The organism is Escherichia sp. HH091_1A (assembly GCF_030295175.1).
Classification (GTDB): Bacteria; Pseudomonadota; Gammaproteobacteria; order Enterobacterales; family Enterobacteriaceae; genus Escherichia; species Escherichia coli_F.
In genome coordinates this window covers 1,140,445-1,157,180 of sequence record NZ_AP025747.1, presented here as the reverse complement: position 1 = coordinate 1,157,180, position 16,736 = coordinate 1,140,445, and the positions used below count along the sequence as shown (strand labels likewise).

Annotated in this window: 13 protein-coding genes; 3 read left to right on the top strand and 10 right to left on the bottom strand. The window is 51.6% G+C overall.

The annotated features are described in order from the left end of the window. Positions 1 to 596 precede the first annotated feature (596 nt). A complete protein-coding gene (gene ompF, locus QUF14_RS05450; RefSeq protein ID WP_000977917.1) occupies positions 597 to 1,685 on the top strand; it encodes a porin OmpF in 1,089 nt (362 codons plus the stop codon). Between the two features lie 184 nt (positions 1,686 to 1,869). Beyond that, positions 1,870 to 3,060, top strand: a complete 1,191-nt coding sequence (aspC, locus tag QUF14_RS05445; RefSeq protein ID WP_000462687.1) for an aspartate transaminase — start codon at positions 1,870 to 1,872, stop codon at positions 3,058 to 3,060. A gap of 49 nt (positions 3,061 to 3,109) precedes the next feature. Here aspC and gloC read toward each other — a convergent pair whose 3' ends face one another. The 7 genes from gloC to cmoM form a co-directional block, all read right to left on the bottom strand. Further along, positions 3,110 to 3,757, bottom strand: coding sequence for a hydroxyacylglutathione hydrolase GloC (gloC, locus tag QUF14_RS05440; protein ID WP_001109455.1), 648 nt, complete (start codon positions 3,755 to 3,757; stop codon positions 3,110 to 3,112). A gap of 26 nt (positions 3,758 to 3,783) precedes the next feature. Beyond that, a complete protein-coding gene (mepK, locus tag QUF14_RS05435) occupies positions 3,784 to 4,332 on the bottom strand; it encodes a peptidoglycan L,D-endopeptidase MepK (protein WP_001295932.1) in 549 nt (182 codons plus the stop codon). Between the two features lie 180 nt (positions 4,333 to 4,512). Beyond that, positions 4,513 to 6,360, bottom strand: coding sequence for a L,D-transpeptidase (gene ldtD, locus QUF14_RS05430; protein WP_000926038.1), 1,848 nt, complete (start codon positions 6,358 to 6,360; stop codon positions 4,513 to 4,515). A 260-nt stretch (positions 6,361 to 6,620) separates the two neighbouring features. Continuing rightward, positions 6,621 to 11,081, bottom strand: coding sequence for a chromosome partition protein MukB (gene mukB, locus QUF14_RS05425; RefSeq protein WP_100733986.1), 4,461 nt, complete (start codon positions 11,079 to 11,081; stop codon positions 6,621 to 6,623). Next, positions 11,081 to 11,785 carry a chromosome partition protein MukE gene (mukE, locus tag QUF14_RS05420; RefSeq protein ID WP_010360875.1) on the bottom strand — a complete coding sequence of 235 codons (705 nt, stop codon included), beginning with the start codon at positions 11,783 to 11,785 and terminating at the stop codon, positions 11,081 to 11,083. The genes mukB and mukE overlap by 1 nt, the downstream gene beginning before the upstream one ends. Beyond that, positions 11,766 to 13,088: a chromosome partition protein MukF gene (mukF, locus tag QUF14_RS05415; protein WP_001288850.1), complete on the bottom strand. Its 1,323-nt coding sequence runs from the start codon at positions 13,086 to 13,088 to the stop codon at positions 11,766 to 11,768. The genes mukE and mukF overlap by 20 nt, the downstream gene beginning before the upstream one ends. Next, positions 13,085 to 13,870 (bottom strand): tRNA uridine 5-oxyacetic acid(34) methyltransferase CmoM, encoded by a 786-nt coding sequence (gene cmoM, locus QUF14_RS05410; RefSeq protein WP_001360537.1) that lies wholly within the window; start codon positions 13,868 to 13,870, stop codon positions 13,085 to 13,087. Before cmoM ends, mukF begins: the two co-directional genes overlap by 4 nt. 135 nt (positions 13,871 to 14,005) lie before the next feature. On the opposite strand from cmoM, the gene elyC reads away from it, so the two are divergent. Continuing rightward, complete coding sequence (gene elyC, locus QUF14_RS05405; RefSeq protein WP_000899583.1) at positions 14,006 to 14,785, top strand: envelope biogenesis factor ElyC; 780 nt, start codon at positions 14,006 to 14,008, stop codon at positions 14,783 to 14,785. Here elyC and QUF14_RS05400 read toward each other — a convergent pair. From QUF14_RS05400 to ycaR, 3 genes are all read right to left on the bottom strand, one after another. Beyond that, on the bottom strand, positions 14,762 to 15,655 hold the full coding sequence (locus tag QUF14_RS05400) for a YcbJ family phosphotransferase (RefSeq protein WP_000436904.1): 894 nt from the start codon (positions 15,653 to 15,655) through the stop codon (positions 14,762 to 14,764). The genes elyC and QUF14_RS05400 overlap by 24 nt on opposite strands. A 153-nt stretch (positions 15,656 to 15,808) precedes the next feature. Further along, positions 15,809 to 16,555, bottom strand: a complete 747-nt coding sequence (gene kdsB, locus QUF14_RS05395) for a 3-deoxy-manno-octulosonate cytidylyltransferase (RefSeq protein WP_000011610.1) — start codon at positions 16,553 to 16,555, stop codon at positions 15,809 to 15,811. Continuing rightward, positions 16,552 to 16,734, bottom strand: a complete 183-nt coding sequence (ycaR, locus tag QUF14_RS05390; RefSeq protein ID WP_000350058.1) for a protein YcaR — start codon at positions 16,732 to 16,734, stop codon at positions 16,552 to 16,554. The genes kdsB and ycaR overlap by 4 nt, the downstream gene beginning before the upstream one ends. Between the last annotated feature and the right edge of the window lie 2 nt (positions 16,735 to 16,736).

The following is a 16,736-nucleotide window of genomic DNA, read 5'->3' as shown; positions in this document are numbered from 1 at the left end:
CGTCTTCAAGAGCCAGCACCCGCTGGCTCTTTTTTTATCCTTTCTGTCAAGTTATCTGTTTGTTAAGTCAAGCAATCTATTTGCAACCCCGCCATAACGATCATCCTGTTACGGAATATTACACTGCAACATTTGCGCACAAAAACTAATCCGCATTCTTATTGCGGATTAGTTTTTTCTTAGCTGATAGCACAATTTTCATACTATTTTTTGGCGTTCTGGATGTCTGAACGAGGATTTAGTGTCAGGTCGATAAAGTTTCTATCAGAAACAAAATTTCCTTTTAGTTAATTTAAATATAAGGAAATCATATAAATAGATAAAAATTGCTGTAAATATCATCACGCTTCTATGGAAATATGACGGTGTTCACAAAGTTCCTTAAATTTTACTTTTAGTTACATATTTTTTCTTTTTGAAACCAAATCTTTATCTTTGTAGCACTTTCACGGTAGCGAAACGTTAGTTTGAATGGAAAGATGCCTGCAGACACATAAAGACACCAAACTCTCATCAATAGTTCCGTAAATTTTTATTGACAGAACTTATTGACGGCAGTGGCAGGTGTCATAAAAAAACCATGAGGGTAATAAATAATGATGAAGCGCAATATTCTGGCAGTGATCGTCCCTGCTCTGTTAGTAGCAGGTACTGCAAACGCTGCAGAAATCTATAACAAAGATGGCAACAAAGTAGATCTGTACGGTAAAGCTGTCGGTCTGCATTATTTCTCCAAGGGTAACGGTGAAAACAGTTACGGTGGCAATGGCGACATGACCTATGCCCGTCTTGGTTTTAAAGGGGAAACTCAAATCAATTCCGATCTGACCGGTTATGGTCAGTGGGAATATAACTTCCAGGGTAACAACTCTGAAGGCGCTGACGCTCAAACTGGTAACAAAACGCGTCTGGCATTCGCGGGTCTTAAATACGCTGACGTTGGTTCTTTCGATTACGGCCGTAACTACGGTGTGGTTTATGATGCACTGGGTTACACCGATATGCTGCCAGAATTTGGTGGTGATACTGCATACAGCGATGACTTCTTCGTTGGTCGTGTTGGCGGCGTTGCTACCTATCGTAACTCCAACTTCTTTGGTCTGGTTGATGGCCTGAACTTCGCTGTTCAGTACCTGGGTAAAAACGAGCGTGACACTGCACGCCGCTCTAACGGCGACGGTGTTGGCGGTTCTATCAGCTACGAATACGAAGGCTTTGGTATCGTTGGTGCTTATGGCGCCGCTGACCGTACCAACCTGCAAGAAGCTCAACCTCTTGGCAACGGTAAAAAAGCTGAACAGTGGGCTACTGGTCTGAAGTATGACGCGAACAACATCTACCTGGCAGCGAACTACGGTGAAACCCGTAACGCTACGCCGATCACTAATAAATTTACAAACATCAGCGGCTTCGCCAACAAAACGCAAGATGTTCTGTTAGTTGCGCAATACCAGTTCGATTTCGGTCTGCGTCCGTCCATCGCTTACACCAAATCTAAAGCGAAAGACGTAGAAGGTATCGGTGATGTTGATCTGGTGAACTACTTTGAAGTGGGCGCAACCTACTACTTCAACAAAAACATGTCCACCTATGTTGACTACATCATCAACCAGATCGATTCTGACAACAAACTGGGCGTAGGTTCAGACGACACCGTTGCTGTGGGTATCGTTTACCAGTTCTAATAGCACACCTCTTTGTTAAATGCCGAAAAAACAGGACTTTGGTCCTGTTTTTTTTATGCCTTCCAGAGCAATCTCACGTCTTGCAAAAACAGCCTGCGTTTTCATCAGTAATAGTTGGAATTTTGTAAATCTCCCGTTACCCTGATAGCGGACTTCCCTTCTGTAACCATAATGGAACCTCGTCATGTTTGAGAACATTACCGCCGCTCCTGCCGACCCGATTCTGGGCCTGGCCGATCTGTTTCGTGCCGATGAACGTCCCGGCAAAATTAACCTCGGGATTGGTGTCTATAAAGATGAGACGGGCAAAACCCCGGTACTGACCAGCGTGAAAAAGGCTGAACAGTATCTGCTCGAAAATGAAACCACCAAAAATTACCTCGGCATTGACGGCATCCCTGAATTTGGTCGCTGCACTCAGGAACTGCTGTTTGGTAAAGGTAGCGCCCTGATCAATGACAAACGTGCTCGCACAGCACAGACTCCGGGTGGCACTGGCGCACTACGCGTGGCTGCCGATTTCCTGGCAAAAAATACCAGCGTTAAGCGTGTGTGGGTGAGCAACCCAAGCTGGCCGAACCATAAGAGCGTCTTTAACTCTGCAGGTCTGGAAGTTCGTGAATACGCTTATTATGATGCGGAAAATCACACCCTTGACTTCGATGCACTGATTAACAGCCTGAACGAAGCTCAGGCTGGCGACGTAGTGCTGTTCCATGGCTGCTGCCATAACCCAACCGGTATCGACCCTACGCTGGAACAATGGCAGACACTGGCACAACTTTCCGTTGAGAAAGGCTGGTTACCGCTGTTTGACTTCGCTTACCAGGGGTTTGCCCGTGGTCTGGAAGAAGATGCTGAAGGACTGCGCGCTTTCGCGGCTATGCATAAAGAGCTGATTGTTGCCAGTTCCTACTCTAAAAACTTTGGCCTGTACAACGAGCGTGTTGGCGCTTGTACTCTGGTTGCTGCTGACAGTGAGACCGTTGATCGCGCATTCAGCCAAATGAAAGCGGCGATTCGCGCTAACTACTCTAACCCACCAGCACACGGCGCTTCTGTTGTTGCCACCATCCTGAGCAACGATGCGTTACGTGCGATTTGGGAACAAGAGCTGACTGATATGCGCCAGCGTATTCAGCGTATGCGTCAGTTGTTCGTCAATACGCTGCAGGAAAAAGGCGCAAACCGCGACTTCAGCTTTATCATCAAACAGAACGGCATGTTCTCCTTCAGTGGCCTGACAAAAGAACAAGTGCTGCGTCTGCGCGAAGAGTTTGGCGTGTATGCTGTTGCTTCTGGTCGCGTAAACGTGGCCGGGATGACACCAGATAATATGGCTCCGCTGTGCGAAGCGATTGTGGCAGTGCTGTAAGCGTTAAAAACAATGAAGCCCGCTGAAAAGCGGGCTTTTTTATGCGCCTTTACCAGACGGGCATTTCGTCTTGCAGGAAGGGATTATGCAGGCGCTCATAACCAAGTGTGGATAATGGTCCGTGACCCGGAATAAATGTCACATCATCCCCCAGTGGCAGCAATTTATCTTTGATTGAAGAAATCAGTTGATTATGATCGCCACGCGGGAAGTCACTGCGCCCTACTCCACCTTTGAAAATAACGTCGCCAGAAATCAGCAGCCTTGCCCGCTCATCAAAAAACACGACATGACCCGGCGTATGCCCAGGGCAATGTAACACCTGTAAAGTCACATTCCCTATGCTGATGGTATCGCCTTCGTTCAGCCAACGATCTGGCGTCAGCGGCTGGCACTCTTCCAGACCAAACATACGACTTTGCGCAGGCAAGCCTTGCAGCCAGAACTCATCTTCTTTTTCCGGGCCAAAAACCGGCACGCCGTAATGTTGCGCCAGTTCCGCCGCTGCGCCAACGTGGTCCAGATGACCATGAGTCAGCAGGATCTGCATCAGTGTCAGGCCGCTGGCATCAACTTCCTGTTTGATTTTTTCCGCATCGCCGCCAGGATCGACCAGTGCGGCCAGACGGGTTTGTTCACACCAGATCAATGAACAGTTCTGGGAGAATGCGGTGACCGGAATAATACGATAGTTCATACTGCCCCTGTTTCGTTAAGCGATTACTACCAGTGCCGTGCTGGCCCGGTATCAATATGCACAAAGTTACTACGTGGGTAATATCCTACACCACCTGCGCGCATAGATAACGCGGCTTTGCGAATATTGCTTAACGCGATACCTTCAATGTGGAAATCCATCGCCTGGCCTTTAGTGTGATAGCTTTTCTTCGCTACTCCACGGCTGCGGGCGCGTAGTTCATTGTTGGTATCAATGGAACGATAACCGGAAATGAGTTGCACCGGTTTGCGGGTGCCTAACAACCCTTGCAGGCGATACAACTGGTCGAATAATCCTGGGTCGATGGACTTTATTTTGTTCGCGCGGTAATCGCGGAAAAAATGGTTAAGTTTTGCCAATTCTTCCTGAATATAGCCTCTGCCATCGAAAAACTCCGCTTTGATTGACTCTCCGGTATGAAGATTATTGAGTGTCAAAATGCGCGGGCGTGGGGTCGAGAGTGTTGCAAACGCCGGGGTCGGCAGGATGGCGGCACCGAGTGCAACGCCACCAAGCGCCAGCAGTTTGCGGCGATTAGCGTCGAATTTGTCCATGATAATCAAGTCTACAGGTCAATGTTATCGTTTATATGCACTTCTGGCGCACAAGAGGCACCTTAACCGCCCGTAAAGCAGACGTCAAGATGACTCAACCCCAGCAGTGACGGGGGCTGCAGAGAAGCGCCCCCGATCATGCTAATTATTACGACAACTGATTTCCCCGAACTGCTTCATTTACCTGATTAATTGTTCCGCTTTCGATACGATTTGCGAGCTGGATCGCGCAGGCAGATCATAATTGTAAATATCTGTACGATACTGGGTACGACCATCTGCACCAACAAAGGCCGTCAGATAGAAGAGATTCACCGGAATCGACTGCCGAATATTGACGTAACGCGTATCGCCCTGCTTCAGCGCATCAGAAATACGTTTGTCATTCCAGCCTGCATCCTGCAACAGCATATTCGCCAGATCGGAAGCTTTATTCACTCGTACACAGCCTGAGCTCAATGCGCGTGTATCACGCTTGAACAGATTGTGGTTCGGCGTGTCATGCAAATAAATGGCCTCTGAACTCGGCATATTGAATTTATAGCGCCCCAGCGAGTTCCGTGGGCCTGGAGCCTGCTGGAAGCGGAACGGTAAATTCGAGGCCGTGATTGTAGACCAGTCAACCTGCCACGGATCAATCGCCTCCCTGCTGTTCCAACCGCGCATCACCGTATAGCCATGGCTTTCGAGATATCCCGGATCGTTGCGCACTTTCGGCAGAATATCTTTGCGTGCCAGAGTTGGTGGTACATTCCACGGCGGATTTACCACCACGTTGTTAAGGGCACTGCTCATCATCGGCGTTTTGCGATCGGGGCGACCGACAATGACTCGCGAATCCAGCACCTGATTGCCGTTCTGATAGTAGACCAGCGAATAGGCCGGAATGTTAACCATGATCCCGGTAGAAAGCTCTGTTGGCAGCAAGCGCAATCGCTGGATGTTGAGTGCCAACACGCCAGCACGCTGGGCGGGCGTTACGTTTAACCAGTCACGCGTTGCCGGGCCAATAGCGCCATCTGCTCCCAATCCTTGCCATGCCTGAAAACGTTTAACGGCTTCCACCAGTTCATTATCGTAGGCGGCACGAACGGCAGGCGCAGGTTTACTACGAGACGTCGTTTGCTTGTCCATCGGCTTAGTTTCTGCTGTTTCAACAGTAACAGCGGATGGGCTGACTACCGCGTCAGTTGGCGTGTCATCGCCAGGCAGAGTTATTTTCGGCCCCCCGTCCAGCATGCCTGTACGTTGCAATATTTCGCGCAATGCCGGTATGTCGTTACTCCACTGCCCTGGACGTAATGTTGCTTTGCCAGTCAGTTGGGGCCACGGTTTGGTGTCACTGAGTAAGTTCAGTAACGATTCATGCATCGCCGCATATTGCGGATGCTGCGGTGCCAGTCCTGCAACAAACGTAGGCAATTGACCTTTATCCAGCGCCAGCTGCCATTGGTTAATCACCGAAAGCGGCGGCGTTGAAAGCGCATAAGGTTTACTGCTATATAGCCAGCGAGTGCCTTTGACTGGAATATTTGCGATGAAATGGAGATACCCCATCATCGCATCAGAGAGCACCACATCGCGTGCCATCCCGTTAATACCAGGATCGGTCAGCAACTCTACCCATTTATTAAACTGCGGCTGGAAACCGGCAATCGCCACTTCTGCCAGCTGTTGCTGGAAGGCTTTAACAGCATCACGGTTTTCCCACATGGGTTGCATATCGCGTGCGGCATACAACAGTTGAAGCTGGTTAAGATAAACCGGCTTATAGCCTGCAGGTAATTGAGATTCGATTTGCGTGCGGGCTTTTTCTGCCGCACCTTCAGGCAATGGCTGGATCCCCGCCATTATTGCCGTGGCCTGCGCCTGCGGCAGTGCCTCGCCCTGTTCGCTGACAGCCACCGGGCTGTCGCCAGGGATTACTTCAGGCTCATCGGCCTGAGCATTGAACAGTGGAGCGAATGTTACGGCCACGCACAAACTGATTGCCGACAGCCGACGACCACACATCATATTAAGCAACATCCCTTGCCCCCTGTTTTTATCATACTCTGAATAGCCAGGCTGTTATTTTACGACTTGCCTGTACAACGCCAATACTCACGAAAGTATGACGAGCAAGCCTGTTACTCATCAGGCTTATCTTCAGTATATAAACGCCGATACGTTTTTACATAACCTAATGTAAAGAAGTTTAAAGAAAAGCGCGCCAGAATGTGGCACTTTTTTAGTGCAGAAACGGAGTTTTCAGAAACAGGAAAGGCGGCATCGCTGCCGCCTCAATCTTAACTCGCCTGGGAAGGCGCTTCGTCAGTTCCTGGAAGCGTTTCAGGGAGTTGCGGTGCAAAACCACGCAGACCGACTACGTGAACGTGTTCGGTATTCTGGAAGACTTTACGCACCAGTTTATAGGTGGTGCCTTTTTCCGGGCTGATGTTTTCCGGCGCTGCGATGATGAGCTGCATTTGCAAACGCTCACACAATTCAAACAGCGTGGCGATGGAACGGGCATCCAGTCGCGCTGCTTCATCAAGGAACAGCAGACGGCAAGGAGAGATATCTTTACCGCGCAAGCGGCGAGATTCATCTTCCCAACTCTGTACCACCATCACCAGAATCGACATACCGGTACCAATAGCCTCACCGGTCGACAATGCACCAGATTCCGCGCGCAACCAGCCATCGGAACCACGGTTAACCTCAACTTCCATTTCAAGATAGTTACGGTAATCCAGCAGTTCTTCACCGATGGTCTGCGGCGTGCGCTGCCCCATATCAATCTGCGGATTAAGGCGCTGATACAGTTTCGCCAGCGCTTCCGAGAAGGTCAGACGGTTGCTGTTAAACAGATCCTGATGTTGTTCGTGCTGTTCAGAGAGCACATCCAGCAGCATGGCGTGCGTTTCACGCACGTTCACGTTGAGGCGCACGCTGTTCACCTGACCGAACGATACGTTCTGCAAGCCCTGGTTGAGCATACGGATACGGTTCTGCTCGCGCTGAATGGTTTTACGGATGATGTTCGCCACGCTGCGGGAACTGATCGCCAGTTTCTGTTCGCGGGACGTTAACTCTTCAGTCAGACGGCTAAGTTCGATCTCCATCTGCTCGATAGCTTCAACCGGATCATCGGTACGAATAATATCCTGACGAATACGCTCGCGCAGATGCTGATAAACCGCCACGAAGAACTGAATTTTACGTTCCGGACGTTTTGGATCTTCCGACATACGCAGCACGTCGCGCAGATGTTCGTTATCCGCCACCGCCAGACGCAGCGCACCTAACGCCTTATCCGACATGGAACGCAAATCATCAGCGGAGAGATAAGCCAGCTCACGACGGTGTAAGCGGCGCTCAACGCCGTTATCTTTCACCATGCGCATGACTGCACACCAGCCCGCTTTCGCGGTCACTACCTGCTCGCGCATCTCAAAGTAATCCCGCTCCAGCTTGCGCAGTTTGCGGGTCAGGTTGTCCATCTCTGCTTCGCAGAAGGTAAGCGCTTTTTCCAGTTGATTGCGGCGTGAACGGTTATTGCTCAGTTGCGCGTGCAACTCGTCACGGCGAATACGCGCCCGCTCTTCTGCCCCGCTATCAGCACGCACGCCGATATCCTGCAATTCACGTTGCAGATCGTTGAGTAGCTCTTTTTTGGTGTCATACGAACTTTTCAGCGAAGCCAGTACCTGGTTGTACTGACTCAACTGCGCTGCGTGTCCGCGCAACGCTTCACGAGCGCGGGTACGCTCCGCTTCCGCCTGTTCCAGACGTTCACGCAGTTTTTCGTTGAGATCGCTGTTACCGCTAAGCATTTCTGCCGAGTCAGAGTAGCTAAAGTGCGCACGACGCTGCACCACTTCCGTCAGGGCAAACGCCTGCTGACGGGCATCGCGCTGCATCTGCTGAGAGTACGCGTAATCTTCTTTTAACTGTTCGAACTGTTCCGGGTCGCTCTGCAATACCGAAACGATCGGTTCCAGTTTCGCCAGTTGATTGCCAAACTGCTGAACAAAACGCGCGGCTTCCTGGGCTTCATCCAGACGTTCGCGGATTTCATCGACGCGATCTGCCAGGCTGTCATCAGCCAGCAGGTTAAGACGCGGCAGAATGCGGTTCAGCGCCGTAACGCCCTCTTTCGCCTGCTCAAACTGAATACGCTGCTGCTGGTTATCATTTTCATGATTACTCAACGCCCGCTCCAGTTCGACGCGACGGCTGTTCAGTTGACGGATTTCGGCTTCCGGATCAGACTCAAACGCTACCGCCAGATGGCTACCAATAAAGCGGCTGAACGCCTGATGCAGACGCTGGGTTTTCTGTACATCAAAGGAGAGCGTGGCGAAGCGTTCGGAAAGCACTTCACGTTCCGCATGGAGGCTTTCAATACGGCTTTCACGCGCAGCACGACCAAACAGCGGCACTTCCGGGAAACGTGAATAACGCCACTGACGATCGGCGATTTTCACCACTACCGCTTTTTCCAGCTCATCAACGCTGAACACGCTGTCATCGAATGACTGCGGATCCCCTTCGATCAGATAGAGATCTTCCGGGCAATCGGTCAAGCCTTCCAGATGCTCGGTTACCTGTGACAGGTCCGGCACCACGATAGCGTGGCGTGACGGGCCGTACAACGCCGAGAAGTAGGGCGCATCTTCCAGGCTAACGTCGTCATAAATTTCTGACAGCAACACGCCGCCAAAACGCTCCGCCAGCGCATTCAGACGCTGGTCTTCAGAGCCGCCAGGCTGGCTTAAACGTTCGATCTCTTCATCGACGGCGTTTTTGCGTGCGCCAACTTCGTCACGTTCAACAATCGCTTCGCGCTCACGCTCAAGCAACTGTTGCAGATATTCGGTGACGTCCTGGCTGGAGGAGAACGCTTCACCGCACTGTTCGCTCAACTGGTTGAGACTGTTTTGCGCGGCCAGCCAAACCGGCGCACGCTGCATCAAACTCTGAATGCGAGACTGCAGCTGTTCCTGCTCCTGACGCAGTGCCATACGCTCTTCGCGGGCGTTAGAGACGCTATCGGAAAGAGAGGCAATGCGTGCTTCCAGCTCCTGATGCAGAGCTTCCAGTTCATCAATATCAAAATTCTTGCCCTGACGTTTGCAGAAATCTGCCAGCAGACGCTCAGCTTCTTGCTGTTCACGCAGACGCTGTTCCAGTTCGCTTAAGCGCATCCGCAACGGCTGAACCTGCTCTGCCAGGTGACGCTGATCGACCCCTTCGCGCAATAGTTCGCGGGCGACATCCCACGCTTCGTTACGCGCCAGCGGGCCGTTGATTGCCACCACCAGCTGATAAGCCTGTTCAAACTGGCTGTGCGCGGTTTGCGCCATGCTCATTTTCTGCTCAAGAGAGAGCATTTTTTCAGTCGCTTCCAGCTCTTTCGCCTGGAAGGTTTCCAGCCATTCGGCGGCGCTGTCGGCGGTTAAGTCCGGCAGATGGCACAGTTCTTTGGCACGATTAAGCGCAGCAATCGCCTGGTTATACTGGATCGCGCGCGTTTGCTGGACGTCCAGCGCCTGCTGGTAGTCAGCAAGCTGGCTTTTCAGCTCGTCCACTTCCAGTTCGGCAGCTTCCGCACGAGCCTCATTCTCTTCCTGGCGTTCGATGGCTTCTGCCACCACTTCGTTTTGCTCTTCCAGACGGATCTGCAGCTCATCGAGATCCGCTTCGTAGCGTTCGATCTTCTCCTGCTGACGCAGTGCGGTTTGCACCAGGTTCAGGTGATCGCTGGCCGCCTGATAATCCGCTTCCAGATCGCCTTCGGCACCGTTGTGCTCTGCCAGTTCACGCGCCATATCGACGTGTTTGTACTGCTCAGCCGCCAGTTGCTGACGCGAAGTGTGAAGCTCACGACGAAACTCCAGCGCTTTATCCAGGTGAACACGGCGCTCGTTGGCGTGGCGCATGTAGTCCGCCGCCACGTAGTTAGTCGCTTCGCTGATCAGATGCTTGAACAAGTCACGGTCAGACTGGGTAACACGAATCGCTTCCAGCGTCATACGGTTTTCACGCAGCGCCGCTTCCATGTCCTGAAACGCTTTGCGCACGCCGCTATTTTCTGGCAACAGGTAGTCGCGCAGAGAACGGGTGATGGCGCTGGAAATCCCGCCGTACAGCGAAGCTTCAATCAGACGATAGAATTTACTACGATCAGACGCTGAGCGCAGACGACGTGCGATGATGCCCAGATCGAACATCAGCGAGTGGTAATCGGTAATGGAGTTGAACTGCTTAAACTGCACGCCTTCCATCGCTTCGAGCTTGTCTTTCAGCTCGTTAAGCGGGAGCACGCGCGCCTGACGTTCATTCAGAGTTTCGGTCACCAGTTGTGTCGGCTGCACCGACATCGGCAAGCCCTGAATGGCAAATGGTTTGATATCAACTTTACGATCGCGCCCGGCAACCTGTTGCAGACGCACGCCGACCACCACGCGCTGATGGCGCGAGTTAATGGTGTCGAGCATCGAATAGCAGACCCCCGCTTTCAGCTTACCGTGCAGACCTTTATCGCGCGAACCGCTGGTGGCCCCGGCTTCCGTGGTGTTACGGAAATGCAGCAGGGTCAGGTCGGGGATCAGCGCCGTAACGAACGCCGCCATGGTAGTAGATTTACCCGCACCGTTACCACCGGAGAGCGTCGTAACCAGCTCATCGAGGTCAAAAGTTCGGGCAAAAAAGCCGTTCCAGTTAATCAGCGTCAGTGAGCGAAATTTACCGCGTTCAATCATTATTCTTCCTCTCCGCTATCTGGCTGATTCTCTTCGGTTTCATCGTTGAGTTGCAGATGATTTTCAATCGGCATTGCTTCGCCATCACGAATCAGGCGACGCTGTGCTTCACGGGGATCGTCGCCAGCACGCACATCGGCTCCGAAGCGGAACACCGATTCGGTAATGCGGAACTTGCTGCTGTCGTGGCCCATAAACCACACCATGCCTAAACGACGCAGACGGTTGAGCGAAGAACGTACTTTCTCCTGCAACTTCTGCCGGTCAACGTCTGAACCGGTTGAACGGTTGTTCACCAGTTTCAGCAGTTTCGCTTCATCGGCCAGGGTGAGCAGTTCATCGTACAGTTCCTGCTGGGTGAAAATCCCCTCATTCGCCAGCCGTTCCGGGCTGAGATAAAGATAACAGAGGATTTTCCCGACCATCATATCCAGTTCCGACAAGACGGAACGAGGGATAATAGTGGTGGAACGTGGGCGTAAATAGAAGAACCCCTCCGGTGCGCGAATAAGCTCAACGTTATAACGCGCGTAAAATTCTTCCAGATATTCCTGAAAATCCATCAGGAATGCATGATTATCCAGTTCGTCAAGGCCAATATGGCGGCCTGAACGTAAGGCGCTATCCAGCGCCGGAAATAACGGATTCGCCAGCGCCTGCGCCAGCTTAACCGGCATCACTTGTTCAATATTTGTCGATGACATGCGCCTGTACCTTGGCTCCGTAATCATTAATCGGCTGCCATTTCGCTGGCAGTCCGGTGAAATCTGCTTGCGCTACGCCAAGACGTACCGCCTGATCAATAACAATGCGCGCAACGTCAAAGTGACGTGCACGCGGATACTGTGACAGATATTCGCGTACCACCAGACCAAGATCCAACGGCACTTGTCTGGTTTTGTACACGGCAAGTTGTTCTTCGATGATCGCCGCCAGCTGTTCGCGGATCTCGTTAAACTCTTCGTACTCCAGATCCTCAGGAAGTTCCCCAGTCACCTCTTCATCGCGCAGTGCCATCTCTTCGTCACGCATATCCAGCAGACGATCGGCATTGGCATAAGTTAGCGCCCACGGTTCATCAAAATAGGTTTGTACCGACTGACGTAACCGCTGAGCAAAGACGCGGTTTTTATCCATATCGATAGCGGTACGAATAAATTTGTGTACGTGGCGGTCGTAGCCAATCCATAAGTCGATGGATTGCTGGCCCCAGCTGATAATACGGTCAAGTTTGCTTTGCAGATCGAACACCAGACGATCGACGAAATGCAGATCATCATGAGTCATCGTCGCATCCTGAATGCGTAACAGATTAGCCTGCAATTTATCACCTGCCGCTTCCAGCGTATCCTGCAATTCACGCAGCGTTCCGGAAGTTTCCGAAAGCAACAATTCGCAGCTGGAAATCGCCGCCCGCCAGTCTTTGTTCAGCAACTGGGCGATATCATCTTTCACCTGCTGCTGCTGTTCGTCCATCAGACGTTGCGTCAGGTCGATGCTGTCGAAAATTTCTGCTACCGAATATTTCAGTGGCGCATAGACATTACGGTGCCAGTGAAACTCATCACCGCCCTCTTCGGCGGCATCTGCCGCGCGTTTCAGTTCGCCCGCCACAATCGACAACTGCATAGAAAGGCGCAGCGTCGAAAACTCGCGCTGACGGATGTAGTAATCGGTAATACCGATGCCAAGCGGCGTCAGACGGTAAATTGCGTTCCCTTCAGCCTGCTCGCTGGTAAAGCGGTTCAGCAGACGTTGACGCACCATGTCGTTGATCGCGTTGTTGGCGCGCACGCCGATGGTTTCGCTGGTTTGCTCAAACGCATCACTCACATGGCGGAATGCATCCACCAGCTCGCCTTCACTCATCTCACCATCCAGACGCTCGCCGTTCAGCGTGGCAACTGCCAGCAGAAAAGAGAGTCGGTCTACCGGCAGCGAGATGGAGAAGTCATTTTTTCTGGCCCAGGCAACCAGTTCGGGGACTGTCTGGGAAAATTCACTCATACTTTATCCTTGCTCTGCGGTTTGCGCGCGGTGACATGAATATAACGCCCCAGGGTAATATACGGTTCCTGACGGCAATAACGCGTTTCTAATTCAAGTAATGCTTCATAGCAGTCGCGCTGCTGGTGCTTCTCGCGCAGGTAATCATGAAACACGCGAACGCCGGTCTTACCCATAATTTGCCAACCAGCTTCTTCCAGCCACAGATAAACCTGCGCCGGGTCGCGTGGATAATCTGGCGAAAGCGTCCGTTTTTTCTTTTTCGGCATTCCCGCCTGCACGTAATCAAAATTCCCGGCGACCATGTTATGCATCAGCAAGCCGTGCGCATTGTAGAACATTAACGACAACACACCGCCTGGACGTAACACTGACCACAGGGTCTGCAATACGCTGCGGGGATCGGCCACCCACTCGAGCACCGCATGGAACAATATCAGATCAACGGGCGTTTCCAAATGCGAAGCAACATCCTGAGCGGCGCAATGTATAAATTGCATGTTGTCGCTCACACCTTTTGCTTCTGCCGCCTGTTTTGCGCGGTCGATCATCTGCGCTGAAAGATCGCATAAAATGACCTGATGCCCACGCTCGGCCATTTTGATTGCGGTCTGCCCTTCTCCACCGCCAGCATCCAGCACACGCAGTTTTTGCGAGCCCATTTCCGCCAGCACGCGATCGAGATCCTGCCACAGAATAGCCTGTCGAAGCTGCCCTTTGGTGGTGCCGTAAATGTTACGGGAAAACTTTTCCGCAATATCATCAAAATTGCGATCCTGCATTGCTTTCTCCACCGGTTGGCTAAGACGTTTTCTGATAAAGACGCTATTTTGTCACAGCCACGGCGAGAATGAACCCGTCTGGTGTAATATCGCTGGCGATCCCTTGCTATATGGTCAAAAAAGGAACCAGAAAGGATGCTTTTTACACTGAAAAAAGTGATTGGCAATATGTTGCTGCCACTTCCGCTGATGTTGCTGATTATTGGCGCTGGCCTGGCGCTGCTGTGGTTTAGCCGTTTTCAAAAAACCGGGAAGATTTTTATTAGCATTGGGTGGCTGGCGCTCTTGTTATTGAGTTTGCAACCGATAGCCGACCGCCTGCTGCGTCCCATCGAAAGCACCTATCCGACATGGAATAATTCGCAAAAAGTGGACTATATCGTGGTGCTCGGAGGTGGTTATACCTGGAACCCGCAGTGGGCACCGAGCTCTAATTTAATCAATAACAGTCTGCCACGCCTGAATGAAGGTATCCGCTTATGGCGCGAAAATCCGGGATCAAAACTGATCTTCACGGGAGGCGTAGCAAAAACCAATACGGTGAGTACAGCCGAAGTAGGTGCCCGAGTTGCGCAATCGCTGGGCGTGCCGCGCGAGCAAATTATCACTCTGGATTTGCCAAAAGATACCGAAGAAGAAGCTGCGGCAGTGAAACAGGCAATTGGTGACGCACCTTTCCTGCTGGTGACCTCCGCATCACATCTGCCGCGGGCGATGATCTTTTTTCAGCAGGAAGGGTTAAATCCGCTACCAGCCCCGGCGAATCAGTTGGCCATCGACTCGCCGCTTAATCCGTGGGAACGAGCTATCCCTTCTCCAGTCTGGTTAATGCATAGCGATCGTGTTGGCTATGAAACGCTTGGCCGCATCTGGCAGTGGCTGAAAGGTTCGTCAGGCGAGCCACGGCAAGAGTGATTTTGATGCCAGATCGAAGTTGCGCCGACTAAATCGTCCGGTATTAACCAGTTGCGCAACTTCATCCCATAACACATACAACCAACGCCGCCAGATGAACGACTCCGCCACTGGCGCGCGTTGCAGATAACTCCAGAGCAAATCTTCCGCCAGAGAATTATCCATTAGTCGGAACAGTTCGTATTCTCGCGGTGCCCAAAGCATTAGTCCCGGTCCGACCATCGCCAGTAACTGATCGCTGCGCGAATCTTTCAGCATGCTGCGTAAACAGAAGTTACCGTGAATCAGCACACAATTGTCGTTAAAGCCTTCAAATAATGCCGGGAGACATTCACGGGTGCGAAACAGGATCCGCTTATCTTGCATCGTTAGACCGGTGTTATTGAACTGATTGAGCGTAGTCCATAGCACTTCAACATGTTGCCGGTACCATGAGGGCCAGAAATTTTCCTGAGTATTGTCGACCGCGCCGACGCAACCACGACTGTCCTGACGGTGCCAGGCCAGTAAGGCTTCAACGATTTGGTCTTTGAGTTGTTCCCAGCGTTCTGGTGTTCGGGCTGGTGCCTCCACCGAAACACCACGCATTCGCTCCAGTAGCAGGACATCGGGGCCGGGGTGTTCTTCATGCGTCATCACACCATAAATAGTCGGCATACGGACAGTCCCACTTCTTGCCAGCATGGTGGTTTTCCATGCCAGTTGTCGGGCTCTTCCGGGCGCACTAAAGCTTCTTGCCATTAACGGCATTGGGTTTCCCTGGCTGTCATACAAAGCCCACAACGCCGTATCCGCTTTTTCATTGACGCACTCAATACGACTGAGTTTTTCGCCCAGTAAATGGCTTAATTCGGCACGCAGCTGTTCCATTCAGATTACCCTCATAAAAGCTACTGCTTTCATAATGAGCGCCAATATAAAAGATGTCACCTGAATGAGATCAATTGTTGAAAAGAAAAATTGAGGAAAATCGTAACGGTACGACACTCCTCCCAAAATTGGCTGGAGTGTCGTGAAGTGAAATTAGCGCATTTCAGCGCGAACGCGCTCGAGATCTTCAGGGGTATCCACTCCTGTACCAGGAACTTCCTGAGCAACAGCAACGTGGATTTTTTCGCCGTACCACAGAACACGAAGCTGCTCTAACATTTCGATATGTTCTAACGGACTTGGCTGCCAGGTAACATAACGACGGATAAAGCCTGCTCGGTAGCCATAAATACCAAGATGACGCAGGAAGTTATCGCCTACGGTTTCAAGGTCTTTTGCAAAACGATCACGATCCCACGGAATGGTGGCGCGAGAGAAGTACAGTGCGTACCCTTCGGCGTCGAGAACCACTTTCACCGCATTCGGGTTAAACGCTTCTTCCGCATTGTGGATTGGCACCGCCAGAGTCGCCATACCCACCTGACGCTGAGCGAGGTTATCAGCAACCTGACGAATGATTGTCGCAGGGATCATCGGTTCATCACCCTGCACATTAACGATTACCGTGTCGTCGCTGAATGCGCATTTTTCGACAACTTCCGCCAAACGTTCTGTACCTGACTGATGATCGGCGCGCGTCATACATACTTCGCCGCCAGCGGCTTCAACAGCGCGGGCAACATCCTCATGATCGGTTGCCACGATGATGCGCTCGGCACCTGATTCGCGCGCGCGTTCAAGAACATGAACAATCATGGGTTTGCCGTTAATATCAACCAATGGTTTACCGGGCAGACGCGTGGACGCGTAGCGCGCGGGAATAATGACCACAAAACTCATGATTTACTCTCATCAGCAGTCAGCACGCGGGCTTCCGTTTCCAGCAACACTGGAATGCCATCGCGCAGCGGGAAAGCCAGGTTGTCCAGTTTGCAAATAAGCTCTTGTTTTTCCTGGTTATACCAAAGTTTTCCGTTGCAAACCGGGCAGGCAATGATTTCAAGCAGACGATGATCCATAG